This window comes from Streptomyces sp. AC558_RSS880, assembly GCF_019049255.1.
In the GTDB taxonomy this organism is placed as follows: Bacteria; Actinomycetota; Actinomycetes; order Streptomycetales; family Streptomycetaceae; genus Streptomyces.
In genome coordinates this window covers 1-23,875 of record NZ_JAGMUJ010000027.1, presented here as the reverse complement: position 1 = coordinate 23,875, position 23,875 = coordinate 1, and the positions used below count along the sequence as shown (strand labels likewise).

The window sequence follows — 23,875 nt, the reverse complement described above, 5'->3', positions numbered from 1 at the left end:
TCCTACGCGGGATCGAGCCGCCACTGCTGGCAAGTGTTGTTCAGCCAGGTCCACTGCCGTACGTCGGCGCCGTCGGCGGTGGAGCAGTCGGCGACGTCGGCGACCTTGCCGGTGGCCTGGTTGACGATACGGACGTGACCGCTGTCCGTCGCCACGAAGCGGAAGCGCTGGCAGGTGTTGTTCAGCCACGACCACTGGCGCAGGTTCGCGCCGTCGGCGGCGGAGCAGTTCTCCGTGTCCAGCACCTTGCCGGTGGCGACGTTGACGAGCCGGTGGGTGTCGTCGCCGAGGTCCTCGAGCCGCCACCGCTGGTTGGCGCCGCCGTTGCAGGCGTACTGGCGCACATCGGCGCCGTCGGCGGACGAACTCCCGGCCAGGTCGAGGCACTTGCCGCTGTTGCGGTTGGTGAGGGCGTAGGTGGTGGAGACGGTGGACGGTTCACCGGAGGGCCCGGTCTGGCTCGCCCCGAGGCGGACGGGCGTACCGAGGTTCGGTGACCCGTCCGCGTTCCAGGTGAACTTCTGCGCCCGTGCCGTACGCCCGTTGTCGCACCCCTCGGACGCGGAGTCGTTGGCGTGGTAGACGATCCAGCTCTCCGTTCCGTCCGGCGAGGTGAAGAACCCGTTGTGGCCGGGCCCGTAGACGCCGTTGCCGTCGCTGCGCTGGAAGACGGGCGTGGACTTCTTGGTCCACGAGGAGGCGGAGGCCGGGTTCGACCCGGTGAGGGTGAGCTGGCCGAGCTTGTAGTCGGGGGTCCAGCAGCCGCTCGCGGAGTAGATCAGGAAGGTGCGGCCGCCCCGCTGGAGGATCTCCGGTCCCTCGTTGACGGTGCCGCCCTGCCGCTCCCAGTCGTACGTGGGCGTGGAGATCGTCGAGAAGGACGAACTCACCGTGTAGGGATTCGACATGCGCGCGGCGACGATGTTCTGCGTCCCGTCGTGCGTGCTGCCGAAGAGGTACAGCTGCCCGTTGACGGTGGCGACCGTCGGGTCCAGCATCCAGGAGGAGTTGAGCTGCCCCTTGTAGCTGTACGGCCCCATGGGGTCGGATCCGGCGCTCTCCAGGACGTGGCTGCGCTGGGTGGGGTTGTAGTCGGCGACGTTCTGCCCGGCGACGTAGTACAGGTACCAGCGGCCGTTGAGGTAGTGCAGCTCCGGCGCCCAGATGTTGCAGCACCGGGAGGCCGCGTCGCCCTGCCACACCTGCACGCTGGGGGCGGTGGCGAGGCCGCCGAGGGTGGGCGACTTGCGGATGGTGATGACGTCGGTCCAGGACGTGCTGATCAGGTAGTAGTTGCCGTCGTGGCGGACGATCCAGGGGTCGGCGCCCTTCTGCGCCTTGACGGGGTTGGCGAAGGAGGCCGCCTGCGCGGACGACTGCCCGAGCGAGAGGGCGAGCAGCAGCGCGGCCAGCAGGGTCAGTAGGCGACGGGCCATCCGCTGCTCCAGTTCAGGAGGTTGATGCCGAGCTTGGGGGTGCCGTTGTCGTTGCCGTCGTAGTAGTGGTAGACGATCAGGTCCCCGTCGACGTCGTTCATGATCGACTGGCCGCCGGGGCCGATGACGCTGCCGTGCGACTCGAGGACGGGCGTGCCGCCGTTGTTCATCATCGAGACGCCGTTCTTGTCGCGGTACGGCCCGGTGATGCTGGTGGCGCGGCCCACCTTGACCTTGTAGGTGGAGCTGGTGCCGGCGCAGCAGGTGTCGTACGAGGCGAAGAGGTAGTAGTAGCCGTTCCGCTTGACGATGAACGGCGCCTCGACGGCCTTCGTCCCGGAGGGGCGGGAGGCGAGGGAGTAGCGGGTGGTGTGGGAGGAGAGCTGCTTCCCGGTGGACGGGTTGATCTGGATCATCTTGATCCCGGTCCACCAACTGCCGAAGGACAGCCACCACTTGCCGTCGTCGTCGACGAAGAGGTTGGGGTCGATGGCGTTGAAGTCGCTGGAGGAGTTCGAGGTGTAGACGGTGCCGTAGTCGGTCCAGCTGCCCGGCTGTCCGGTGGTGGAGCCGGCCAGCCCGATGGCGGAGGTGTTCGACCCGAACTTCGAGACGGAGTAGTACATCAGGTACTTGCCGCCGTGGTACGAGATGTCCGGCGCCCAGGCCTCCGGCACGGAGGAGTAGTTCCGCCACCAGCTCGGCCGGGACGAGAACGCGTCGGCGCCGGCGGAGAAGGCGGTGCGGTCGGTGGAGGTCTTGTTGGAGATGCCTCCGCCGGTCGCGTAGAGGAGGTACTGCCCGGAGGAGGTCCGGATCATCGACGGGTCGTGCGTGATGACGGACCCGGTGACGTGGCCGGGGTTGGGGTACGCCGAGGCGGTGGTCGGCATCAGGGCGAGCAGCGCGGCGGTGGGGAGCGCGAGCAGGGCGGTGCGCTTGCGGAGGATGCGGCTCATACGGGGTTCTCCTTGCGGTGGGGGTCAGCGTGCGTTCGGAATCCCGAACAGCGATCGCAAGTTCGAACGGACCGTAGAATCGAACCACTTGCGCGTCAATGGTCCGCGCAGCCCCTCTTGCGGGCACCGCGGAGTGAAGCCGGAACGCCGGGTGGACGTACGCACGGCGAACGGACCGTGCCGGACCCGCCGCGGACGGAGGCGTACGCGGTGACCGCGGCGGCCGGAGGGGTCAGCCGGTGACCGGTGAGACGGCGACACAGCCGGCCGCGGAGACGGCGCCCGCACCGGACTTCTCGGCCAGCACCTCGCCCTCATGGACGATCCGGCAGGACAGCTCACCGGAACCGCCCCCGGTGTCCAGGGTCACCGGTATGACGGCGGGAGCCTCGATGCCGCGCAGCGTCACCGTCTTCTTCCACGGCAGGGTGGGGTTGTCCACCGTCTCGAACTTCGGGTCGGCCGCGCTCCCGCCGCCCGCGTTGAAGTCGATGGAGTCGACCTTCTCCCCGGTCACCTCGTAGGTGACCTGGTACTCCTCGTCGACGCGCTCGTCGACTTCCTCGACCACTTCGTCCTCGGCCCGGTCGGCGGCCTCCTCGGAGCAGGCGCCGAGGCCGAGGGCCAGGCAGCCCGCGACGAGCGCGGGCGTGAGGGAGCGGTGGATGCGGTTCACGCAGCTCACGCGGTTCATGCGGAAGGACCCCCGTTCGAATGAACTGCCTTTGAAAAGAAGGTAGTTGAAGGGTGAGCGAAGGAGAACCGGGCTCCCTCACCCGGACGAGGTGGCCGACGGAGTCGGGCAGGACGGGACGGTCGGGGAGGCGGTGGGGTCGGGGGACGGGGACCCTGACCCGGCGGAGCAGTCGTCCGGGTCGGTGGGCGAAGGGCTCGGGCCGGTCGGGTCCGGCGACGGCGACGGGCTCTGCGTGGGGGATCCGCCGGGTGACTCCGAGGGCTCCTGGCTCGTCGGGGAGGTGCTGGGGCCGGGAGACGGGGAGGAGGACGGCCCCGGAGTGGGTGAGGAGGGGCCCGGGGACGGCTCGGGGCTGCCGGGGGTGCTCGGGTCCGGGCCGATGACGATGCCGCCGCCGTCGTTCCCCTTTCCGCCGCTGCCCTTGTCCACGGGCTCGGTCGCCGGGGTGTCGCCTCCCGCGCCGGGACTCCTCGGGACGACGCCCTCGCCGTCGGGGACGGTGTGGACCCCCCGGCTGTAGAAGTCCAGCCAGTACCTGACCAGTCTCAGGTAGGGGCGCGAGTGGTTGTAGCTGAGGATCGCCCGGTCCAGGTCGGCGGCCCGGCCCAGGTCCCGGTCGCCCGCGCACAGGTAGTGGCCGGCCGCCAGGGCCGCGTCGAAGATGTTGTTCGGGTCGGCGCGGCCGTCGCCGTTGCCGTCCGTGCCCCAGCGGGCCCAGGTGGACGGCAGGAACTGCATCGGTCCCACCGCGCGGTCGTAGACCGTGTCGCCGTCGTGGGCACCCCCGTCCGTGTCCCGGATCAGGGCGAACCCCCGGCCGTCGAGCGGTGGCCCGGTGATCCGGCCCCGTGTGGTGCCGTTCCGGTCGACCGCGCCGCCGCGCGCCTGGCCGGACTCGACCTTGCCGATCGCCGCGAGCAGCTCCCAGGGCAGCCGGCAGCCGGGGTCCGTCCTGCCGACGGAGGTCTCGGCGGCGCGGTAGGCGCGCAGCACGGTGGCCGGGATACCGGACTGGGAGCGGAGGTCCCGTGCGAGCGCCGGGGAGGCCGGCGCGGCGTCCGGGGTCCTCAGGGGCGGGAGTTCGGTGTGGTAGGAACCGTCGCCCGGCGGAACGAGTTCGGCGTACGGGCCGCCTGCCGCCGTCCCGCGGGCGTCGTCGTCGGCGGGCGGGGCGGCGTGGGCGTCCCGCGCGTCCCCGAGGACCCCGGGGGCCTGGGAGGCCGTGAGGGCCGCCATCGCCGCCACGGTGACGGCGGTCGTCCGCAGTCCCCTGCGGGTCCGGCCGGTGCGCGGACGTCGTGTGCGGCGTACGGGCATGGCTGTCACTCCTGTCGGATGCGGGGCGGTCGCGCCCGTGGGTTCCGTCGGTCGTGCGGCCCTCAGCGGCCGAAGGTGTCGATGCCGGAGACGAGCCACCGTCCGTCGCGGTGCACGACGTCGACGGCGAGCATGGCGCCCGCGTACACGCCCTCGTCCTGCGTGTCCTTCGCGTCCTTCGCGTCCTTGGCGTCCTTCGCGCTTCCGGCGGTGGCGACGCTGCTCTGGTCGGCGTAGACGAGGACCCGGGCCCGGTGGCCGTCGATCCGTTCGACCGCGCTCTCGGTGACCGTCGTGGTGATCACCGCCTTCTGCCCGTCGGCCCGCTTCCGGACGTCGGCGAGCAGGGTGCGGTGCTGGTCGACGGCCTTCCCGGTGAGGAGGTCCCGCGCGGCCTCCTCGAGGGCGCCGGGGTCGGTGTGGTCGTAGGAGAAGAGCCGGTCGACGGCCTTGGACGTCTGTCCCTTGATCTCGCCGGTGCGGGCGAGATCGGTCAGGGCGGTGTTGCGCCGCGCGGGGTCGTCCCGGAGCGCTTCGGCCTTCGCGTGCGCCCAGCCGGCGAAGCCGCCGAGGAGCACGGTCAGCGCGCAGAGCACCACGAGGCCCACCGGGCGGCGCGACCGGGTCCGGTCCGCCTTCCCCTCCTCGGTCGTCCCGGCCGTCCCGGTCGTCCCTGTCGTCCCTGTCGTCCGCGCGGAGGACGAGGGCGAGGGGCCGGGAGGGGACAGGACGGCCGTACCGCCCGTGCGGGTCCGGCTTCCGGTGCTCTCCGGGGCCCCGGTGGAAGCGGCGGGCCGGGTCTCGCGGGCCTGGCGGCGCCGCTGGCGGTTGATGTGGTGGCGGGTCGTCGACATCGTGCTGTCCTCTCGGTGCGGCGGCTTGCGCGGTGCGGAACCGGGTCAGCCGGTCGGTGCGCCGCCCACGGGGGCCTGGCCCAGGGCGCTCAGCTTCCACCGGCCCCCGGTGCGGGTGAGTTCGCCGAGCATGCGGCTGTCCTTGTCCGTCTTCGCGCCGTCGGACGCCCTGACGGTGACGCGCAGGGCGACCAGCACCCGGGCGCGGCCCGCGCGGTCGTCGAGCTCGGTGACGGCGCCCGACAGCACCCGGGCCGTGGTGACCGTCTTCGCCGCCTTCACCTGCTCGGCGAACTCGTCGCGCCCCGACGCCAGTTGTTCGTGCAGTTCACCGGTGGTCGACGACTCCCACAGGTCGAGGCCCTGGTTCAGGTCCCGGTGGTCGAGCGTGTTGAGGTTCTGCACGGCCTGCTCCCCGGCGGCGAGCGCCTCGTCCCGTTGCGCGGCGTACGCGGCCCGGTCGTCGTGGGCCGCGCGGTACCAGTCCTGCCCCGTCCAGGCCGCGAAGCCGCCCGCGAGGAGGGTGAGGGCGAGGAGCAGGGACGGCAGGGGCCGGGGGCGGTGTGCGGTGAGGACGCGGACCGCTCGTTTCATGGGGTGCTCCAGTCTCCCGCGCACGGGTCAGCGGGCCTTGAGGTCGACGATCCGCCACCGGTCGTTCTCGAGCCGGGCCGTGACGGTGAGCTGGGCCGCCGCGGTGGTGGCCTCGTCCTTGCCGCGGCGGGAGGTCTGGTCGAGGAAGACCAGCAGGCGCGCCCTGTCGCCGTCGAGTTCGATCACCCCGGTGCGGACGGCCCGGGTGCTCAGGGTGACGCGCTGCTCGGTGAGGTCGTCGCGGACCTGGTCGAAGAGGTCCTGGTACTGGCGGGCGGCGCGGCCGTCGAGGACGGAGCGTGCGGAGCGCTCGGCGGCCGCGGTGCCGTCCGGTGTGTAGGAGAAGACACGGGCGAGGGCGTTGGCGACCTCGCCGGCGACACGGTGGGTGGCCTCGGTGTCGGTGAGCGCGCGGTTCCGGGCGGACTCGGCCGACGTGAGCCGGTGGGCGCCGTAGAGGAAGCCGCAGCCGCCGAGGGCGAGCACCGCGGTGAGGGCGGCGAGGGCGGCCCGTCGTGTCCGACGGGCGCGGACACCGTCCGCCGGGTCCGCGGAGGACTCGTCCGCGAGGCCCTCCGCACCGGAGTGCCCGTCCCCGGAACGCCCGTCCCCGGGTCCCGTCCCGGAAGCCTGGTCCGGTTCGAGGCCCGCTCCCGGGTCCGCGTCCCCCGGGGAATCCTGTGCCCTGCCCCCGCGCAGCAGCCGTACCAGTGTCATCGGTCCCCGTCCTCCTGCTCCCCCGAGAGCGGTACCGCGCTCAGCGCCCTCACCTTCCACTCCCCCTCGCCCGTGCGGGCCAGGACCGCCTCCAGGCGTTTGCGGTCGGTGGCCGGCTTCTTCGTCCCGGCGGGGGTGACCTCGACGCGGACGGTGGTGATCAGCTTGGCCGTGCCGGTCCGCGTGTCGAGTGCGGTGACGGCCGCCTCGGTGACCGTGCCGCGCGCCGAGGCGCCCGCCTTCGCCTCGGTGCGGCCCAGTTCCTCGCGCAGCGGCCCGGTGGAGGCGTCGCGCCAGGCCCGGATGCCCTGCTCGGCCCGCTGCCGGGTGGTGGCGTCGAGCGTGGTGAGCACGGCGATGCCCGCCCGTCCGTCGGAGAGCGCCCGGTCGCGCTCCCGGCCGTACGCGAGCGCGTCGTCGGTGCGTGCCTGCGCGTACGTCCACGCGCCGATGCCGAAGAGACCGAGCGCCAGGACGAGGCCCACGCCGGTGAGGATCCGGGCCCTGTTCATCGCGTGCTCCCGCCGGCCGGGGCGAGGAGGCCCGCCAGGTCCCCCGGTGCCTCGCCGTCCTGGCCGGGCAGGGCGAGGGCGCCGGGGAGTGCGGCCGGTCCGCCCGTCCGTGCCCCGCCGCTGCCGGAGGGCAGGGATCCGGGCCTGGCCGGGTCGGGCACCGGGCCGCCCTTCGGAGCGTTCGCCGAGCCGCGCACGTTGACCCCGTCCGCGGCGGGGGCGGTGCAGGCCGCGCCGGTGTTGAGGGCGGGCGTGGTGCCGAGGTCGAGCCCGTTGCGGTAGCGCGTGGCGCCGTATCCGGCGGTGCAGGGCAGGGGCTTGAAGAAGGTGACGGCCATGCCGAGGTTCAGCTTCCCTCCGTCGACGGCGGTGGCGCCGGCGGCGACGGCCGCCGGGAACTTCACGAGGAGTTCCTCCGTGCCGCGCTGCCGGGTGACGGCGATCTCGGAGGTGGTGAGCAGATTGGCGAGGACGACGCCCAGGCTCGGGTCCAGGTCCCGCAGGACGCCGCTGACCTGGGTGGCGGCCTCGGGGGCGACGGTGAGGAGGCGGCGCAGGTCGGCGTCGGAGCCCTTGAGGGTGCGGGCCAGTTCCTCCGCCCCGACGGCGAAGTCACGGATGGCCTGCTCCTCCTCGGCCTGGGTGCGCAGGACGGTCTCGCCGTCGGTGATGAGCCTGGTGGTGGACGGCAGGGCGCGGTCGGCGGCCTCCACGAAGTCGCTGCCGCTGTCGAGCAGGGCCTGGAGGTCGTCGCCGTGGCCTTCGAAGGCCTTGCCGAACTCGTCCACGACCGTGCGCAGGTCGTCGAGCGGGACGGAGCGGGTGAGGTCGTCGATGCTGCTGAGCACGTCGGTGACGGGTCTGGGCACCTGGGTGTCGGCCTGTTCGATGCGGGCGCCCTCGGCGAGGTAGGGGCCGCCGTCGCTCTCGGGCCGCAGGTCGATGTACTGCTCGCCCACCGCGGAGAGCCCGGCGACCACGGCGCGGGTGTCGGCGGGGATGCGCGGGGCGGACTTCTTGATGCGGAGTTCGGCGACGACACCGTCCGCGGTCAGGCCGATCGGTCCGACGCGGCCCACGGAGACGCCCCGGTAGGTGACGTCGGAGTGGGTGAACAGACCGCCGGTGCGCGGGAGTCGCACGTCGACGGTGTAGTAGTCGGCGACGCCGACGTACCGCCCGAGGTCGGCGTAGCGGATGCCGAGGAAGGAGAGGGCGAGGACGGCGACGACGAGGAAGGCGAGGTTCTTCAGCCGTACGGCGAGGGTGATCAACCCGGCTCACCTCCCCGGGCGGCCGTCGGATCCGCCGGCGTTCCGGTGACAGGGGCGGGGGCGGTGACGGGGACGGAGGGCAGGGGCAGCGGGGAGGAGGGCGTCGGTGAGGGCCGCCGGGACGGGGCCGCCGACGGCGCGGCGGACTTCCGTTCCCCGTCCGTCCTCCCCTCGGACCGCTCCTCCCCGGCCGCTCCCGGCCCGCCGTCCGCCGGGGCGGAGGGCGAGGCCGTGCCCCGCGGCACCAGCGGCGGGATCACCTGGGTCCCGGGCACGGCGGCCATGTCCAGGTACACGTTGAGGTAGTCGCCCTTCACGCCCCGCAGCACCTCGTCGGTGAACGGGTACGTCAGCAGCACCTCCAGGGAGTCGGGCAGGTCCGTGCCCGCGTCCGCGAGCGCCTTCAGGGTCGGCGCGATGGCCTTGAGGTCGGCGATCATGTCGTCCTTGCTCGCGTCGATGGTGGTGACGGCGACGCCGGAGAGCGTGTCGAGGGAGCGCAGCATGGTCAGCAGTGAGCCGCGCTGCTTCTCGAGCGTCTTCAGGCCGGGCGAGAGGCCGGTGAGGACGGTGCCGACGTCGTCCTTGCGGGTGGCGAGGGTCGTGGAGAGCCGGTTGACGGCGTCGAGGGCATCGGTGATGTCGCCCCGGTGGTCGTCGAGGTCGGTCACCAGGGTGTCGACCCGTTTCAGCACGGAGCGGACCTCGGGCTCGCGGCCGCCGAGCGCCGCGTTGAGTTCCCGGGTGATGGTCTTGAGCTGGTTGACCCCGCCGCCGTTGAGGAGCAGGGACAGTGCGCCGAACACCTCCTCCACCTCGGTGTTGCGGCTGGTGCGGGAGACCGGGATGACGGCCCCGTCCGCCAGCCTCGCGGCTCCGGTCTCCCGGTCGGGCGCGACGAGCTGGACGTACTTCTCGCCCAGCAGGCTGGACTGTTCGAGGCGGGCGGTGGCGTCGGCGGGCAGCCGTACATCGCCGTTGATCTTCATGGTGACGCGGGCCGACCAGTCGTCGCGGCCGAGTTCGACGGCGGTGACCCGGCCGACGGCGACGTCGTTGACCTTCACCGCGGACTGCGGGACCAGGCTGAGCACGTCCCGGAGTTCCGCGGTGACGGTGTAGGGGTGGTCGCCGAGGTCGGCGCCGCCGGGCAGCGGCAGGTCCTCGATGCCGTCGAAGCGCGGCGGTTCGACGGTGACCACGCCGAGGGCCAGGGCGAAGCCGAGGCCGAGGGCGAGGAGTCCGCCCAGGGTGAGGCCGGCGGCGCCGCCCGTGGTGAGCACGCCGCGCCGCACCGCCGCGGCCCGCGGGCCGGAGTTCCGGGTGCCGCGTCTCATCGCTCCCCCTCCCCGATGGAGGAGCCGCCGGTCGCGGGCAGCGGCAGCAACGGTCCGCCCATGCTGATCTCGTTGAGGTTGGCGCGGCCGTCGAGGGTGCGGGTGTCGGGGTTGTAGGCGTTCACGACGTTGCCCGCGGCCAGCGGCGCCACGTCCAGCGCCTCGGCGAGCGAGGTCCGCTGCTCGACGAGGGTCCGGGTGAGGGGGACGAGCCGGTCGACGTTCTCCTTCAGCTCGCCCCGGTTGTCCTCGATGAAGGTCTTGATCTGACCGAGGGCGGTGCCGAGTTCCTCGAGCGCGCCGGCCAGGTCGTCCTTGTTGTCGGCGAAGAAGCCGACGACCTCGTCCAGGCGTTCCTGCGCGGTGCGCACGTCGGTGTCCTTCTCCTTCAGCATCGTGGTGAAGGTCTGGAGGCTGCGCAGTGTGCCGAACAGGTCGCCGCTGCTGCCGTCGAGGGTCTTGGCCGCCTTGCCGAACTCCTCGACGCTCTCGCCGATGGCCTCGCCGTTGCCGTCGAGGTTGGCGGCGCCGGTGCTCAGCAGTTCGGACAGGGCGCCGCTGGAGTTGGCGCCGTCCGGGCCGAGTGCCTCGCCGAGTTCGGTGACCGAGTCGTAGAGCTGGTCGATCTCGACGGGGGTGCGGTTGCGCGCGGCGGGCAGGACGGCGCCCTCGGCGAGGGCGGGGCCCGCGCTGTAGGCGGGGGTGAGCTGCACATAGCGGTCGGCGACGACGCTCGGCGCGACGACGACGGCCCGCGCGCCCTCGGGGACCTTCACGCCCTCGTCCAGGAGGAGGCCGACGCGCACCGTGGTGCCCTGGGGCCGCACCGACTCCACCTCGCCGACCCGCACACCGAGGACGCGCAGGTCGGACCCGGCGTAGATGCCGACGGCGCGGTCGAAGTAGGCGGTGACGCGGGTGCCGTCGGGGTCGAGGACCCGGACGGCGGTGAGGCCTCCGGCGACCAGCACCGCGAGGGCGAGCAGGCCGGTGAGGACTTTTCTGCGTCTGCTCATCGCTCACCGTTCCCCTGTGCCGCCGTCTGTTTCGGCGGCAGGCAGCCGGTATCGGGCAGGGACGTCTCGGGCAGGTAGTCGCGGGGGACGACGCCGCACAGGTAGCTGTCGAACCAGCGGCCGTTGCCCAGGGTGTTGCCGACGAGGCGGTAGTACGGGCCGACCAGCGCGAGGGTCTTGCCGAGCTGGGCGTTGTTCTTCTCCAGGACGCCGGTGACCCGGCCGAGGGCCTTGAGGGTGGGGCCGAGCTGCTTCTCGTTGTCGTCGACGAGGCCGCTGATCTCGGTACCGAGTTCCCTGCTGCCCTTGAGCAGAGCCCGGATGGCGCCGCGGCGGTCCCTCAGTTCGCCGAGCAGGGAGCCGCCGTCCTCGATGAGGGTCTCGAAGCTGGACTTCTTGTTCTCCAGCGTCTTGGTGAACCGGGCGCTGCCCTTGAGGAGTTCGGAGAGCTTCGCGTCGCGTTTCGAGACGGACTTCGACAGCGCGGACAGGCCGTCGGCGGCGGTGCGTACATGGGGCGGGGAGTTCTCGAAGGTGTCGGAGAGGGTCTCGAAGCTCTCCGCGAGCCGCCGGGTGTCGATGTCCTCGACGGTGGAGCCGAGGTCCTGGAACGCCTGGGTCACGTCGTAGGGGGAGGTGGTGCGGGACAGCGGGATGCGGCTGCCGGGGTCCTGCCGGGCGGAACCGAGCGGGTCGAGCGCCAGGTACTTGTCGCCGAGGAGGGTCTTGATGGCGATGGCGGCGGTCGTCCGGTCGCCGATCCAGGCGTCCTCGACCTCGAAGGTGACCTTCACCTTGGCGCCGTCGAGGGCGACGCCGGTGACCTCGCCCGCCTTGACGCCGGCGATGCGCACCTCGTCGCCCTCGTCGAGGCCGGCGGCCTCGGAGAAGTCGGCGCTGTAGCGCGTACCGCCGCCGAACGGCAGCCGGTCCACGTGGTAGACGAGGACGGCGAGCAGGGTGAGGGCGAGCAGTCCGACGACGGCGACGGCGACGGGGTCGCGTTCCTTGACCGGCTTGAACCACGGGCGCCGGGCCCCGGTGGTCCGCTCGCGCCGTGCGAAGGGCCTCATCCGCGGCACCTCGATTCGGTGATCGCGATGCCGGTCGGCGGCTTCGAACCGTCGGAGGTGGTCACTCCGCTCACACGTGCCTCGCAGAGGTAGAGGTTGAACCACGATCCGTAGGAGGACAGGCGGGCCAGGGCGGTCATCTTGGCGGGGGTGCGCTCGAGGAAGTCCTCGATCTGCGGCGTGTGTGCGCCCAGGTTCGCCGAGAGCCGGCCCAGTTCGCGGATGTCCTGCTTGAGGGGGGCGCGTCCGTCCTCGAGGAGATCGGCGGTGACGGTGGTCAGGTCGCCCATGGCCTCGACGGCCTCGCCGAGGGGTTCACGGTCGTCGTTGAAGCCGGTGACGATGTCCCGCAGGGTGACGACGAGGTCGTCGAAGCTGTCCTCGCGGTCGTTGAGCGTCTCCAGGACGGTGGTGAGGTTGTCGACGACCTGGCCGATCACCTTGTCCTTGGCGGCGACGGTCGTGCTGAGCGAGCCGATGTGGCGGATCAGGCTGTCGACGGTGGCGCCCTCGCCCTGGAGCACCTGCACGATCGATCCGGCGAGTTCGTTGACGTCCTTCGGGGACAGCCCTTCGAACAGCGGCTTGAACCCGTTGAAGAGCAGGGTCAGGTCGAGGGCGGGTGTGGTGCGGTCGAGCGGGATGGTGTCGCCCGCTTCGAGCGTGCCGGTGAGGTCGCCGCTGCCGCGGTCGAGGGCGACGTAGCGCTGGCCGACCATGTTGAGGTACTTCACGGCGGCGGTGGCCGACCGGGGCAGCCGGCGGTCGTCGCGGACGGTGAAGGTGACCTGGGCGGTGCGCCGTTGCACGACGCGGACGTCGGTCACCTCGCCGACCTCCACCCCGGAGATCCGTACGCTGTCGCCGTCGACGAGTCCGGTGACGTCGGTGAACAGGGCCCGGTAGGTGCTGGTGCCGGTGCTGACACCGGTGTTGGCGACGCTGAGGCCGAGGACGGTCGTGGCGAGGCCGGTGACGACCACGAAGACCAGGGACTTGAGCAGCGGCCCGGTCAGCGGGCGGCGCCGGGTGTGCGCGTTGTCGGGGGCGGTCATCCGAGGGTCACCTCCGTGCCGCGGTAGGCCGGGCCGACGAGCAGGCTGCTCCAGTCGGGCAGATCACCGGGGTGCCGGCCGGCGGCGGGTGCGAGCAGTTCGTTGACCAGGTCGTTCTCCTGCGGGGAGTTGGCGGGCCCGAGGTCCTGGCCGGCCGCCGCGGACGCCTGCGCGGCGGGCCGGGCGAGCGTGCCGAGGTAGGGCACGGTGGGACAGCGGGGGCCGCCGCCGGAGTCGTACACCGGGGTGTCGCGGCCGGGGCGGTAGGCGCCGCGCGAGGGGACGGTGGTGACGTCGACGTGGATGCCGGGCCGGTCGGTGCCCTTGCCGAGCGCCCGGTCCATGGCGGGCACGAACTCGGCGAGGGTGCGCAGGGTGCAGGGGAAGGAGGGGGAGTACTCGGCGAGCAGTTCCAGGGTGGGCCTGCCGGTGGCGCTGAGCCGGATGATGTTGTCCTCGTTCTTCCGCAGGAAGGCCGTCATGTCCTCGGCCGTCCGGGTGGTGGCGCCGAGGGTGCGGGCGTAGGCGGCCTCCTGCTCGGCGAGGGTGCCGCTGGTGGTGGTGAAGTCGGTGAGCGCCGTGACGATGTCGGGCGCGGCGTCCGCGTAGATGTGGCCGACCTTCACGAGGTGCTTGAGGTCCCGGTTGAGGGTGGGCAGGTGGGGGTTGAACTCCTCGAGGTGGGCGTCCAGTCGGACGAGCGTGTCGCCGAGCCGGTCGCCGCGTCCCTCCAGGGCCCGCGAGACGGCCGACAGGGTCGCGGACAGCTTCTGCGGCTGGACCGCGGTGAGCATCGGCAGGACGTCGTCGAGGACCTGCTGGAGTTCGACGGCGTTCTCGGAGCGGTCCTGGGGGATGACGGCTCCGGCGGCCAGCGGTTCGGCCGACGGCCGCTCCGGCGGTACGAGGGCCACGAACCGCTCGCCGAACAGGGTGGTCGGCAGCATCTGCGCGCGGACGTCGGAGGGTACGTCGTCGAGGGCGCCGGGCTTCATGGCGAGGGTGAGCCGGGCCCCGTCGTCGGTGGCGTCGACGGCGCGTACCTCGCCGACGACGACGCCGCGCAGTTTGACCTCGGCGCCCAGGTGCATCTCGTTGCCGACGCTGTCGGTCTCGACGACCACCGGGTCGGAGTCGGTGAACCTCTTGTCGTAGACGGCGACGGCCAGCCAGACCAGCAGGGCGGGCACCAGCAGGAACACCACCCCGGCGGACCGGCGGCGCAGCGTCTCGCCTCGGGTCGCGCTCATCTCACCCCGCCACCTTCACGGTCGTGGTCGCGCCCCACAGGGCGAGCGACAGGAAGAAGTCGGTGACGCTGATCAGCACGATGGCGTTGCGCACCGACCGGCCGACGGCGACGCCGACGCCGGCGGGGCCGCCCGTGGCGCGGTAGCCGTAGTAGCAGTGGGCGAGGATCACCATCACGCTGAAGACCAGCACCTTCAGCACCGAGAGCAGAACGTCCGTCGGGGAGAGGAAGAGGTTGAAGTAGTGGTCGTACGTGCCCCGGGACTGGCCGTTGAACAGGACGGTCACGTAGCGGGACGCCAGGTAGGAGGAGAGCAGCCCGATCGCGTAGAGCGGGACGATGGCGACGACCCCGGCGATGATGCGCGTGGTGACCAGGTAGGGCATGGAGCGGATGCCCATCCCCTCGAGGGCGTCGACCTCCTCGTTGATGCGCATGGCGCCGAGCTGGGCGGTGAAGCCGGCGCCGACGGTCGCCGAGAGGGCGAGTCCGGCGACGAGGGGGGCGATCTCGCGGGTGTTGAAGTAGGCGGAGACGAATCCGGTGAACGCGGCCGTGCCGATCTGGTCGAGGGCCGCGTAGCCCTGGAGTCCGACGACGGTTCCGGTGAAGAGCGTCATCGCGATCATCACGCCGATGGTGCCGCCGATGACGCCGAGGCCGCCGGAGCCGAAGGCGACCTCGGCGAGGAGGCGCTGCACCTCCTTGAGGTAGCGGCGCAGGGTCCGCGGGATCCACAGCAGCGCCCGGGCGTAGAAGAGCAGGTGGTCGCCGGAGCGGTCGAGCAGGGCGAGCGGGGAGGCCATCGGGCCTCAGCCTCCCTTCGGCGGGACGATCTGGAGGTAGACGCCCGTCATCACCATGTTCACGAAGAAGAGCAGGAGGAAGGTGATGACGACGGACTGGTTGACGGCGTCGCCGACGCCCTTGGGGCCGCCGCGCGGGTTGAGTCCCCGGTGGGCGGCGACGATGCCCGCGATGAACCCGAAGACCAGCGCCTTGAGTTCGCTGATGTACAGGTCGGCCGGCTGGGCGAGGGCGGAGAAGCTGGACAGGTAGGCGCCGGGGGTGCCGTCCTGCAGGATGACGTTGAAGAAGTAGCCGCCGAGGGTGCCGACGACGGAGACCAGTCCGTTGAGCAGGACCGCCACGCCCATGGTGGCCAGGACCCGGGGCACGACGAGGCGTTGCACGGGTGAGACGCCCATGACCTCCATGGCGTCGAGTTCCTCGCGGATCTTGCGGGAGCCGAGGTCGGCGCAGATGGCGGAGCCGCCGGCGCCGGCGATCAGCAGGGCCACGATGAGCGGGCTCGCCTGCTGGACGACGGCGAGGACGCTGGCGCCTCCGGTGAACGACTGGGCGCCCAGCTGCTGGGTCAGGGAGCCGACCTGGAGCGCGATGACGGCGCCGAAGGGGATCGAGACGAGGGCGGCGGGCAGGATGGTGACGCTCGCGATGAACCAGAACTGCTCGACGAACTCGCGGAACTGGAAGGGTCTTCGGAAGACGGCGCGGCCCACTTCGGCGGCGAGCGCGAAGAGCCGGCCGGTCTGCCGCAGGGCGCCGGTGATCATGTGCCGCTCCCGGCGGCGGGTATCGGCAGGGTGGGCGCCCCGGCGCTCTCCGCGTAGGTCCTGCGGATGGCGGAGCGCGCGGCGGGCGGCAACTGGTCGATCATGCCCATGACACGGTCGCGCCGCCGGGCGACGGCCCGGCGCGGCGGGAGGCCGGGGGACGGCTCGAGCTGCGGGACGATGGTCCGGGGCCGGGCCGCGGCGGCGTCCGCGGCGTCCGCCTCGGCGGCGAGGGTGGCCGCGTCCTTCTCCTCGGACATCCCGATGGGGCCCTCGCGCCGGCCGTCGAGGAACTGGGCCACGACCGGCTCCTCGCTGGTGAGCAGCACCTCGCGCGGGCCGAAGGTGACGAGCTCGCGCCGGAAGAGCATTCCCATGTTGTCGGGTACGGTCGCGGCGATGTCGAGGTTGTGGGTGACGATCAGCATCGTCGCGTCGATCTGCGCGTTCAGGTCGATCAGCAGCTGGGAGAGGTAGGCGGTGCGGACCGGGTCGAGCCCGGAGTCCGGTTCGTCGCAGAGGATGATCTGCGGGTCCAGCACGAGCGCGCGGGCCAGGCCGGCCCGCTTGCGCATACCGCCGCTGATCTCCCCCGGGAGCTTGCCCTCCGCGCCCAGCAGCCCGACGACCTCGATCCGCTCCATGACGATGCGGCGGATCTCGGACTCCTTCTTGCGGGTGTGCTCGCGCAGCGGGAAGGCGATGTTGTCGAAGAGGGACATGGACCCGAAGAGGGCTCCGTCCTGGAACATGAGCCCGAACAATTTCCGGGTTTCGTATATATCCCTTTCGGGACTGTTCACCATGTCCACCCCGTTGATGAGAACACGGCCCTTCTCGGGTTTGAGCAACCCTATGAGCGACTTCAGGAAAACGGTCTTCCCGGTGCCGGACGGACCCAGCATCACGCTCACCTCTCCGGCAGGAAGGGTGAGTGTCACGTCCCGCCAGATGCTCTGCTTGCCGAAGGACTTGGTCAGGCCCTCGACCACGACTTCGATTCCCATATCACCTCCAGCGGACGTGTGTCCTCACGCGCGTCGCCGGCGCACGTTAAGTCGACGCGGAACGTACTGACAACGGGTGCGACACCGGTTTCCCGCCGCCTTTCCGGACTTTGTCACCGTGCAGACAACCTGCCGGCCCGCACTTGTCTCCGGGGAGACAGGCAGGGTCCCGCGGCTCCGGGGGGTGTGGATCCGCGAGACCCTGCCGACGGACGTCCGACCCGGTGGAAGGGCGCGGCCGGAAAGCATCCGTCATGGTTCCGGCCGACGGGGGCCACCGACCTGGAACCGAGCACCACACCGGCACGTTACGGCCGAGTAACCTCGACGGGCAAGAGTGGAATCCGAGTTTTCCAGGGCATCCTGTTCGGCCATCCGGAACCTGTCAGGGCGGAGACAAAAAACGGCCGCGAAATTGTCACCGGACGCGCATCACGGAACGGCGCCGAGCAGCCGGCAGGCAACCCGCGCGCCACTGGCCGAAAATTCCACATTGACAGTCGGTGACTAATCCGGTCCGTGATCAACTCACCCCGGGAACAGATGATTGGCATTTTCAAAGAATCATGAGCAGCGCCATTGTTCGGCTAAGTTTCCCGCAAGTAACGTCATGGTTCGCGGACAGGGAACACCGAGCCGCGGGCCGCCCGGCCGCCCCTCGATCGCTTCGGCCACGGCCCATCTCTGCCGGTCAATCCACAAGGAGACTCCCCGAGCCATGAAGAAAACCCTCAGAAGGACCGCTGTCGTGGCGGGTGCGGCCGCGGCCGCCTTCGGTCTCACCGTCGGTCCCGCCTCGGCGGTGCCCTCCACCACGTGGACCGTCACCCCCACGGGCAGCTACACGGCGACGAACAGCGGCAACATCGTGCTGACCGCCACCATCCCGATGACGTGCACGACCTCGGGCGCCTCGGGCACCATGTCGAGCGCCACGGGCAACCCGGCCACGGTCGCCACCATCAACGCCATCAACTTCGGCACCTCCGCCTCGCCGTGCACCAGCGTCCTGGGCAACGTCACCACCGTGGCGGTCACCCCCTGGACCGTCGTCGCGCAGGACTACACCGCCTCGACCGGCGTCACCAAGGGCTACGTCGGCAACGTCAAGGCCAACGTGACCGCCGGCGCCTGCAAGTTCACGGTGACGGGCAAGGCCTCGGCCACCTACACCAACTCCACCGGCATCCTGGACGTCAACAGCGTCTCCGGTGACCTGGCCGTCAGCTCCAACCCCGCCCCCGTCAACTGCGGTTCGGTGGTCACGACCGCCACCAAGCCCATCTTCAAGGGCAAGTACGCCATCAAGGCGTCGAACGGCGCCATCCCGCAGATCGTCGGCTCCAACCCGTAAGGCGCCACCCCCCGCGTCCGCCCGCCGGCGTTCCCGGCCGGGCGGACGCGGACTGCCCTGCCGAACCCCCCGGAACCCGCTTTCGAACGAACCCTGGTGGAGCTGTATGAGAGGCCATCGTGCCGCCACGTCGCGGCCGCCCCGTGTCCGTGCCAGGAGCGCGGCGATCGGCGCGTTCGTCGTGCTCGCCGCCACGGTCCCGGCCGCGGCGTCCGCCGCGGGCACCCAGGAGGTGGACACCGCACTCCCCTACGTCTGCGCGCTGCCGTCCGGACGACAGCCCGTGACGGTCCGGGTCTCGGCGGTGTTCCCGGACCGGGCGGAGCCGGGCGAGGCGTTCTCGCCCACCGACGTCACCACCACGGTGGAACTCCCGGCGGAGGCGGTCGCGGACCTCACCGCGCTCGAGGCCGCCACCGCGCGGGCCGCCACCCGCCTCACCGTCGGCGTCACCCAGGACGAGGCCGCCGCCGAGGCGACCTGGCGCGGCACCGCGGAGCCGGTCCCCGTTCCCGGTTCCGGACCGCTGACGCTGACCACGACGGGCGACGTCCCCTCGGTGACCGGGCAGGGCGACGGCGACCTGACGTTCACCGCCGGGAACCTCGCCGTCGACCTGGAGCTCGGCACGGCGGACGGGTCCGCCGCCGACCCCGGCGCGCTGACCCTCGACTGCTCCCCTGCCGGGGACGCGCCGGGGAACGGACCGCTGGTCACCGTGCCGGTCGGCACGGACACGCCCGGGCCGAGCGGTTCGCCGTCCGCGCCCGGTTCCTCCCCCGGAACGCCTGACCCGTCCCCCGGGACGCCGGAGGACGAGCAGGGGAACCGCGCGCCGAAGGTGGCGGAGGACCCGTCCGCCAAAACCGCGGACCGCGACGCGCCGCCCTGCCGCTACGACGACGCGAACCCGTCCACCTCGGCGTCGCTGAACGCCTACATCACCGGCTACTCGAACGTGAGCAAGCTGCGGGGGGCCTCGCTCATCCCCCTGTCCTGCGTCCTCGTCGAACAGGGCCCCACGGACATCGTCGAGTTCTTCCCGGACTTCTCCGGCGCCTACCTGGCACAGCACTCGGTGGGCAGGCTCTGGTACGAGGGGCGCGAGCAGACCCCGCCGTTCCAGGCCACCTTCCTGACCTTCGGATTCGTTCCCACGAAGGCCACGATGGTGCTGGAGCAGACCGGCCCCCTCACCCTGGACGGCGCCGGCGAGACCGTGTTCGCGACCGGACAGACCTCCTTCGAAACCCGCGTACGGATCCCCCTGGTGCTCCGGGTGACCGCCCTCGAGGTCAACGGAACCCCGCTGGACGTCGGGGCCGGCTGCAGGACGGAAGGTCCCCTGCGCTCCCCCGAACCGGAGCCCTCGAAGTACCCGGGCGACCACCTGGTGCTGTCCGGGAGCAGTACGCACCAGCCCCCCGCCATGCCCGTCGGCTACCTGCTCAGTTCCGGCGGTGCCCTGACCGGAGAGGCGACCGTCCCCGCCTTCACCGGCTGCGGGACCGGCGGCGAGGACCTCGACCGCCTCCTCACCGCCTCCGTCTCCGGCCCGGGCAACCACATCAAGCAGATCCAGGGCCAGACGTGCGCGGTGCAGGTCTTCAACCCCGCCGAGTGCACCGAGGACCTCCAGCCCCTCAAGATCCCCGTTCCCGAGCGCTGAGCCGCGCCTCCCCTCCCTCCTCCACGGAAGGCCACCACCCATGCCTCTGCTCACCACCCGTGCCAGGATCGCCACCGTCTCCGCCCTGACCGCGCTCGGCGCCTTCGCGTCCCTGGGCACCGCGACCGCCGCCGAGCCCACGCTGAACGGCGCGTGGGCGCCCTTCACCCGCTGCCCCGTGGACGCCCCGGCGATGCTGGCCGCCGACGGCTTCGACAAGACCCCGCAGTGCGTGGTCTCCACCTCCGCCAGCGGCTCCATCAAGCTGGGCAAGACCACCGTGGTCACGGGGAAGACCAACCTCCAGATCGGCGTCGTCCAGAACGCGGACGGCACCAGCAGCGTCGTCGCCCCGCCCTCCGGCGCGCTCGTCGCCGACTCCGCCACCGTGCCCGGCGGCCTGCTCGGCCTGATGTGTCCGAGCAACATCCCGGTGATCACGGGCATCTGCGAGACGCTCGAGAACTCCAGCCTCAACAAGATCACCGCCACCATGGAGTCCGTCGGCGCCCCCTACGCCTTCGACCAGACCGCGGGCGTCCTCACGGACATGCCCATCGTCGCCCTGCCGGTCCGCATCCACCTGGAGAACCCGCTGCTGGGCAGCAAGTGCTACATCGGAACGGCCGCCAACCCCATCCTCCTGCGCCCGGAGAACCGCAATTACCCGGAGTTCGGGATGAGCTTCTTCCAGGGCGACGGCACCCCCGACGAGGCCGGCGAGATGAGCCGGATCGACCTCACCGGCGCCACCCAGAACGACAGCACCTTCGCGGTCCCCGGAGCCACCGGCTGCGGCCTGAACGTCGGCCTGATCAACGCCGCGGTCAACGCGAAGACCGGGCTGCCCTCCGCCTCCGGGAACAACAGCCTCACCCTCAACGACACGCAGACCCACCTCACCGGCCTCAACGCGCCCGGCACCGCCGCCCCCGAGGCCGGCCGGGTGCTCGCGGAGAACTGGCACTCCGCCGTCAGGTGACGGTCACGCGGCGACGGTTCCCGGCCGTCACGGCGGCCGGCCCGCGCAACAGTGAAGCAGTTCTGCCCAAATGGTGTACATGAAAAGGAAGTTGATTTACTTTCAGCTTCTCGGACCGGCATGACCTGGTGGACCGGTCCGGGCGCCGTCCGCCACCCGGCCGGACGCCGCCCGCCCGGCCACCCCGCCGGACACGTCGGAGAGCAAGGGGTGGCTGATGCCCGCGACCACACGGTCCCCGGAGGTCGGTGAACCGCTCGAACCCTTACCCCGGCAGTTCGCGGCCTTCATACGGCCGGAACTGCCGGGACTGCTGAACGAGATACGGGCCGAGGTCACCCGCGCCTACCCGGTGTACGGGCGGCTGCTCAACGGCCCGGACGGAGACGCGATCCGCCAGGGCGTGGAACAGGCGCTGGTCGCCTTCGTGGACCGGGTGGCCGACCCGGACAGGAGCCCGGACCTGCGGGACGAACTGCTGCGCAGGTTCGGCCGGGTGGAGGCCTACGAGGGCCGCGACCTGGAGACCCTGCAGGGTGCCTACCGGCTCGGCGCCCGCATCGCGCTGCGCCGGGCCAAGTCGGTGGGACGGCAGTACAACCTCTCCCCCGCCCTCATCCTCGCCTTCGCCGACGCCCTCTTCGCGTACGTCGAGGAGCTGGAGGCGGTCACCCGCGAGGGGTACGCGGAGGTGCGGGAGCGGGCCGCGTCCGAGGTGTCCGCGCTACGAAGACAGTTACTGCACCTGATCCTGGCCTCGTCGCCGCTGCCCCAGACGACCGTCTCCGAACTGTGCGAGGCCGCCGCCTGGGAACTCCCCCGCACCTGCACCCTCATCGCCCTCCGCCCTCCGGTGCCGGACCACATCCAGGCGGTTCTCGACGGTGACGTCCTCGCCGACCTCGACATCCCGCAGCCGCACCTGCTCGTCCCCGGGGACCTCACCCCGCAGCGCCTCGCGATGCTCGGCACGGCCCTGTCCGGCACCCGCGCCGCGGCGGGCCTGACCGTGCCGCTCGCGCAGGCCGCCGACTCCGTCCGCTGGGCGCGCCGGGTGCTCCAGTTCGTCGACGACGGCGTGGTGCCCGACGCCCCGCTGGTCCGCTGCGAGGACCACCTGGTCACGCTGTGGCTGCTGTCCGACCCGGCCCTGGTCGACCAGCTCGCGGCCCGCGAACTGGCCCCGCTCGACGGGCTGCCCGCCGGCCGGCGCCATCGGCTCGTCGAGACGCTCCGGGTCCACGTCTCCACCCGGGCGCCCGCCGAGCAGGTCGGCGAGATGCTGGGCGTGCACGCCCAGACCGTCCGCTACCGCCTGCGGAACCTGGACGCCCACCTGGGCGACCGGCTCACCGACCCCGACCACCGCTTCGCCCTCGAGGTGGCCCTGCGCTCGCTCCACCTGCGCGGTCATGACGGCGGGGAATGACTGCTCCCCTCCCTGGTGGCACGGAGCCGGGGGCCGGCCGAGAGGTCCCTGTCAGCGGGGTCTGAACCCCGCGCCCCCACGGGGCAGGTCGACCTCGGCGCGGACGGTCTTGACGGGCGGCCTTCCGTCCAGCACCTCCCATCGGTCGGCGAGCGCCTCGACGAGGACCAGGCCCCTGCCGTGTTCGTCGAGGGACCGCGCGGACCGCACCCCGGGGTACGGCGGCCCGCTGTGGGTGTCGGTCACCTCGACGCGGACGCCGGCGCCGAGATGCGTGAGCCGCAACTCGAAGTCCCGGCCGGGCACACGGCCGTGCGTGACGGCGTTGGCGGCGAGCTCGGCGACGATCACCGCGAGGGCGTCGGAGAGGTCGGAGCCGTACGGGACGCCCCAGGCGTGCAGTCGGTCCACGGCGAGGTGCCGGGCGAGGCGGGCGCCTCGCGGTGTGGAGCCGAAGCGCCGGGTGAACACACGTACGGTAACCGGTTCTTGCTGGGCGGGTTGTGCGGTCATGCGCCCAATGTGGCGTCCCGAGGGAGCAGTTCTCCAGGTCGCGGCCGCGTACGCTGCGGCGGCGTACGCGGTGACGGAATGGACAATACCGGTGACCAAACGTGACCATGGCGGCGGGAGGTGACCGACAGTGGTCGATGGCGCGGTGGGGGCGGGCACGGGTGCGGGCGGCGAGCCCGAGTCGTCGGACAGCCTGCGGACGTTCGGGGCGGTGGTCCAAGGGCTCCGGGAGCACGCGGGGCTGAGCAGGGAGCAGTTCGGCGAACTGGTGCGGTACTCCAAGCACACGGTGGCGTCCGTGGAGTTGGGAAGGCGCATGCCGGACGCCGCGTTCGTGGAGCGCGCGGAGGAGGCGCTCGGCAACACGGGCGCGCTGCGGAGGGCGGCGGGGTGCCTGGCGCGGCAGCCGGGACTGGCGGCCTGGTTCCGGCGGTGGGCGCGGCTGGAGCAGGTGGCGATCACGCTGTACACGTACGAGTGCCGGATGGTGCCGGGGCTGTTGCAGACGGAGGCGTACGCGCGGGCCCTGTTCAACGAGCAGTTACCGCCACTCGACGACACTCAGATCGAGGAGCGGTGGACCGCGCGAGCGGAGCGGCAGAGGCTGCTTCGAGAACGACCGAACACCTCATTCAGCTTCATCGTGGAAGAGCACGTGCTGATGCGACGAACGGTCGGGCGGGAGGCGACGGGGGAACTTGTCGACCACCTGCTGGAAATCGCCGGGTTGAGGAACGTCGAGCTCCAGGTCATGCCCCTGACGTGTGGGGCGCATGCCGGATTGGCCGGCCCCATGCAACTGCTGGAGACGCCCGAGAACCGTTGGTTCGCCTACAACGAGGGACAGCGCGGCGGGCTGCTCGTCAGCGACCCGAAAGAAACCAGCGTGCTGCAGAGACGGTATGCCAGTATGCGAGCGCAGGCTCTGACCCTCCCGGACTCCGTGAGCCTGTTGCAGCGGATGCGAGGAGACCTATGAGCACCGTCGAACTCACCTGGTTCAAATCGACCTACAGCAGCAGCGGCGACGGCGACTGCGTCGAGGTCGCCAACCGCCCCGGCGCCGTCCACGTACGCGACTCCAAGGACAAGGCCGGCCCCCGGCTCGCCCTCTCCCCCACCGCCTGGGCCGACTTCCTCGCGCACGTCGCGAAGTGACCGGGGGCCACTCGCTTCTTTGTCAGTGTCGTGCTTCCGCGAGCCGCGTCAAGGGCGCTGCGTTGCGCTGCGCTCCACTCCGCGTCGCCTTCG

Annotated in this window: 23 protein-coding genes and 1 pseudogene; 6 read left to right on the top strand and 18 right to left on the bottom strand. The window is 71.7% G+C overall.

All coding sequences use genetic code 11. The features are described from left to right. Nucleotides 1–2: 2 nt before the first annotated feature. The 17 genes and pseudogenes from KUM38_RS09885 to KUM38_RS09805 form a co-directional block, all read right to left on the bottom strand. Complete coding sequence (locus KUM38_RS09885) at nt 3–1,436, bottom strand: family 43 glycosylhydrolase (RefSeq protein ID WP_217128928.1); 1,434 nt, start codon at nt 1,434–1,436, stop codon at nt 3–5. Continuing rightward, nucleotides 1,418–2,395 carry an arabinan endo-1,5-alpha-L-arabinosidase gene (locus KUM38_RS09880; RefSeq protein WP_217128927.1) on the bottom strand — a complete coding sequence of 326 codons (978 nt, stop codon included), beginning with the start codon at nt 2,393–2,395 and terminating at the stop codon, nt 1,418–1,420. Before KUM38_RS09880 ends, KUM38_RS09885 begins: the two co-directional genes overlap by 19 nt. A gap of 232 nt (nt 2,396–2,627) precedes the next feature. Continuing rightward, on the bottom strand, nt 2,628–3,089 hold the full coding sequence (locus KUM38_RS09875) for an MmpS family transport accessory protein (protein ID WP_217128926.1): 462 nt from the start codon (nt 3,087–3,089) through the stop codon (nt 2,628–2,630). Nucleotides 3,090–3,167: 78 nt separating this feature from the next. Then, on the bottom strand, nt 3,168–4,409 hold the full coding sequence (locus tag KUM38_RS09870) for a lytic transglycosylase domain-containing protein (protein WP_217128925.1): 1,242 nt from the start codon (nt 4,407–4,409) through the stop codon (nt 3,168–3,170). A 62-nt stretch (nt 4,410–4,471) separates the two neighbouring features. Continuing rightward, on the bottom strand, nt 4,472–5,263 hold the full coding sequence (locus tag KUM38_RS09865; protein WP_217128924.1) for a hypothetical protein: 792 nt from the start codon (nt 5,261–5,263) through the stop codon (nt 4,472–4,474). 45 nt (nt 5,264–5,308) lie between these two features. After that, complete coding sequence (locus KUM38_RS09860; RefSeq protein ID WP_217128923.1) at nt 5,309–5,857, bottom strand: nuclear transport factor 2 family protein; 549 nt, start codon at nt 5,855–5,857, stop codon at nt 5,309–5,311. A 27-nt stretch (nt 5,858–5,884) separates the two neighbouring features. Continuing rightward, entirely contained in the window at nt 5,885–6,574 is a 690-nt protein-coding gene (locus tag KUM38_RS09855) for a nuclear transport factor 2 family protein (protein WP_217128922.1), read from the bottom strand. Then, complete coding sequence (locus KUM38_RS09850; RefSeq protein WP_217128921.1) at nt 6,571–7,086, bottom strand: hypothetical protein; 516 nt, start codon at nt 7,084–7,086, stop codon at nt 6,571–6,573. Before KUM38_RS09850 ends, KUM38_RS09855 begins: the two co-directional genes overlap by 4 nt. Further along, the gene (locus tag KUM38_RS09845) at nt 7,083–8,360 is read right to left on the bottom strand and encodes an MCE family protein (protein WP_217128920.1); all 1,278 of its coding nucleotides are present in this window, start codon (nt 8,358–8,360) and stop codon (nt 7,083–7,085) included. The genes KUM38_RS09850 and KUM38_RS09845 overlap by 4 nt, the downstream gene beginning before the upstream one ends. Next, complete coding sequence (locus KUM38_RS09840) at nt 8,357–9,697, bottom strand: MCE family protein (RefSeq protein ID WP_217128919.1); 1,341 nt, start codon at nt 9,695–9,697, stop codon at nt 8,357–8,359. Before KUM38_RS09840 ends, KUM38_RS09845 begins: the two co-directional genes overlap by 4 nt. After that, the gene (locus tag KUM38_RS09835) at nt 9,694–10,713 is read right to left on the bottom strand and encodes an MCE family protein (protein ID WP_217128918.1); all 1,020 of its coding nucleotides are present in this window, start codon (nt 10,711–10,713) and stop codon (nt 9,694–9,696) included. Before KUM38_RS09835 ends, KUM38_RS09840 begins: the two co-directional genes overlap by 4 nt. After that, nucleotides 10,710–11,786 carry an MCE family protein gene (locus KUM38_RS09830; RefSeq protein ID WP_217128917.1) on the bottom strand — a complete coding sequence of 359 codons (1,077 nt, stop codon included), beginning with the start codon at nt 11,784–11,786 and terminating at the stop codon, nt 10,710–10,712. Before KUM38_RS09830 ends, KUM38_RS09835 begins: the two co-directional genes overlap by 4 nt. Then, complete coding sequence (locus KUM38_RS09825) at nt 11,783–12,841, bottom strand: MCE family protein (protein ID WP_217128916.1); 1,059 nt, start codon at nt 12,839–12,841, stop codon at nt 11,783–11,785. Before KUM38_RS09825 ends, KUM38_RS09830 begins: the two co-directional genes overlap by 4 nt. Continuing rightward, on the bottom strand, nt 12,838–14,091 hold the full coding sequence (locus KUM38_RS09820) for an MCE family protein (RefSeq protein WP_217128915.1): 1,254 nt from the start codon (nt 14,089–14,091) through the stop codon (nt 12,838–12,840). The genes KUM38_RS09825 and KUM38_RS09820 overlap by 4 nt, the downstream gene beginning before the upstream one ends. A 1-nt stretch (nt 14,092) precedes the next feature. Continuing rightward, nucleotides 14,093–14,899, bottom strand: coding sequence for an ABC transporter permease (locus tag KUM38_RS09815; protein WP_217128914.1), 807 nt, complete (start codon nt 14,897–14,899; stop codon nt 14,093–14,095). 6 nt (nt 14,900–14,905) lie between these two features. Next, nucleotides 14,906–15,655, bottom strand: a pseudogene (locus KUM38_RS09810) (MlaE family ABC transporter permease); the annotation flags it as partial. 11 nt (nt 15,656–15,666) lie between these two features. Beyond that, complete coding sequence (locus tag KUM38_RS09805; protein WP_217128912.1) at nt 15,667–16,677, bottom strand: ABC transporter ATP-binding protein; 1,011 nt, start codon at nt 16,675–16,677, stop codon at nt 15,667–15,669. 718 nt (nt 16,678–17,395) lie between these two features. Between KUM38_RS09805 and KUM38_RS09800 the strand changes: the two genes are divergently transcribed. The 4 genes from KUM38_RS09800 (at nt 17,396) to KUM38_RS09785 (ending at nt 22,111) form a co-directional block, all read left to right on the top strand. Next, complete coding sequence (locus KUM38_RS09800) at nt 17,396–18,031, top strand: hypothetical protein (protein WP_217128911.1); 636 nt, start codon at nt 17,396–17,398, stop codon at nt 18,029–18,031. 106 nt (nt 18,032–18,137) lie between these two features. Continuing rightward, on the top strand, nt 18,138–19,700 hold the full coding sequence (locus tag KUM38_RS09795; RefSeq protein ID WP_217128910.1) for a DUF6801 domain-containing protein: 1,563 nt from the start codon (nt 18,138–18,140) through the stop codon (nt 19,698–19,700). 40 nt (nt 19,701–19,740) lie between these two features. Beyond that, entirely contained in the window at nt 19,741–20,682 is a 942-nt protein-coding gene (locus KUM38_RS09790; RefSeq protein ID WP_217128909.1) for a hypothetical protein, read from the top strand. 217 nt (nt 20,683–20,899) lie between these two features. Then, nucleotides 20,900–22,111: a helix-turn-helix domain-containing protein gene (locus KUM38_RS09785; RefSeq protein ID WP_217128908.1), complete on the top strand. Its 1,212-nt coding sequence runs from the start codon at nt 20,900–20,902 to the stop codon at nt 22,109–22,111. Nucleotides 22,112–22,162: 51 nt separating this feature from the next. Here KUM38_RS09785 and KUM38_RS09780 read toward each other — a convergent pair whose 3' ends face one another. Continuing rightward, nucleotides 22,163–22,624 carry an ATP-binding protein gene (locus tag KUM38_RS09780; RefSeq protein WP_217128907.1) on the bottom strand — a complete coding sequence of 154 codons (462 nt, stop codon included), beginning with the start codon at nt 22,622–22,624 and terminating at the stop codon, nt 22,163–22,165. Nucleotides 22,625–22,754: 130 nt separating this feature from the next. On the opposite strand from KUM38_RS09780, the gene KUM38_RS09775 reads away from it, so the two are divergent. Continuing rightward, on the top strand, nt 22,755–23,603 hold the full coding sequence (locus KUM38_RS09775; protein ID WP_217128906.1) for a helix-turn-helix transcriptional regulator: 849 nt from the start codon (nt 22,755–22,757) through the stop codon (nt 23,601–23,603). Next, nucleotides 23,600–23,782: a DUF397 domain-containing protein gene (locus KUM38_RS09770; protein ID WP_217128905.1), complete on the top strand. Its 183-nt coding sequence runs from the start codon at nt 23,600–23,602 to the stop codon at nt 23,780–23,782. The genes KUM38_RS09775 and KUM38_RS09770 overlap by 4 nt, the downstream gene beginning before the upstream one ends. The last annotated feature ends 93 nt before the right edge of the window (nt 23,783–23,875 follow it).

Bases quoted from the DNA above. Each gene is read 5' to 3' on its own strand.
- KUM38_RS09885 (WP_217128928.1), bottom strand. From the start codon at position 1,436: ATGGCCCGTCGCCTACTGACCCTGCTGGCCGCGCTGCTGCTCGCCCTC.
- KUM38_RS09880 (WP_217128927.1), bottom strand. From the start codon at position 2,395: ATGAGCCGCATCCTCCGCAAGCGCACCGCCCTGCTCGCGCTCCCCACC.
- KUM38_RS09875 (WP_217128926.1), bottom strand. From the start codon at position 3,089: ATGAACCGCGTGAGCTGCGTGAACCGCATCCACCGCTCCCTCACGCCC.
- KUM38_RS09870 (WP_217128925.1), bottom strand. From the start codon at position 4,409: ATGCCCGTACGCCGCACACGACGTCCGCGCACCGGCCGGACCCGCAGG.
- KUM38_RS09865 (WP_217128924.1), bottom strand. From the start codon at position 5,263: ATGTCGACGACCCGCCACCACATCAACCGCCAGCGGCGCCGCCAGGCC.
- KUM38_RS09860 (WP_217128923.1), bottom strand. From the start codon at position 5,857: ATGAAACGAGCGGTCCGCGTCCTCACCGCACACCGCCCCCGGCCCCTG.
- KUM38_RS09855 (WP_217128922.1), bottom strand. From the start codon at position 6,574: ATGACACTGGTACGGCTGCTGCGCGGGGGCAGGGCACAGGATTCCCCG.
- KUM38_RS09850 (WP_217128921.1), bottom strand. From the start codon at position 7,086: ATGAACAGGGCCCGGATCCTCACCGGCGTGGGCCTCGTCCTGGCGCTC.
- KUM38_RS09840 (WP_217128919.1), bottom strand. From the start codon at position 9,697: ATGAGACGCGGCACCCGGAACTCCGGCCCGCGGGCCGCGGCGGTGCGG.
- KUM38_RS09835 (WP_217128918.1), bottom strand. From the start codon at position 10,713: ATGAGCAGACGCAGAAAAGTCCTCACCGGCCTGCTCGCCCTCGCGGTG.
- KUM38_RS09830 (WP_217128917.1), bottom strand. From the start codon at position 11,786: ATGAGGCCCTTCGCACGGCGCGAGCGGACCACCGGGGCCCGGCGCCCG.
- KUM38_RS09825 (WP_217128916.1), bottom strand. From the start codon at position 12,841: ATGACCGCCCCCGACAACGCGCACACCCGGCGCCGCCCGCTGACCGGG.
- KUM38_RS09820 (WP_217128915.1), bottom strand. From the start codon at position 14,091: ATGAGCGCGACCCGAGGCGAGACGCTGCGCCGCCGGTCCGCCGGGGTG.
- KUM38_RS09815 (WP_217128914.1), bottom strand. From the start codon at position 14,899: ATGGCCTCCCCGCTCGCCCTGCTCGACCGCTCCGGCGACCACCTGCTC.
- KUM38_RS09805 (WP_217128912.1), bottom strand. From the start codon at position 16,677: ATGGGAATCGAAGTCGTGGTCGAGGGCCTGACCAAGTCCTTCGGCAAG.
- KUM38_RS09800 (WP_217128911.1), top strand. From the start codon at position 17,396: ATGAAGAAAACCCTCAGAAGGACCGCTGTCGTGGCGGGTGCGGCCGCG.
- KUM38_RS09795 (WP_217128910.1), top strand. From the start codon at position 18,138: ATGAGAGGCCATCGTGCCGCCACGTCGCGGCCGCCCCGTGTCCGTGCC.
- KUM38_RS09790 (WP_217128909.1), top strand. From the start codon at position 19,741: ATGCCTCTGCTCACCACCCGTGCCAGGATCGCCACCGTCTCCGCCCTG.
- KUM38_RS09785 (WP_217128908.1), top strand. From the start codon at position 20,900: ATGCCCGCGACCACACGGTCCCCGGAGGTCGGTGAACCGCTCGAACCC.
- KUM38_RS09780 (WP_217128907.1), bottom strand. From the start codon at position 22,624: ATGACCGCACAACCCGCCCAGCAAGAACCGGTTACCGTACGTGTGTTC.
- KUM38_RS09770 (WP_217128905.1), top strand. From the start codon at position 23,600: ATGAGCACCGTCGAACTCACCTGGTTCAAATCGACCTACAGCAGCAGC.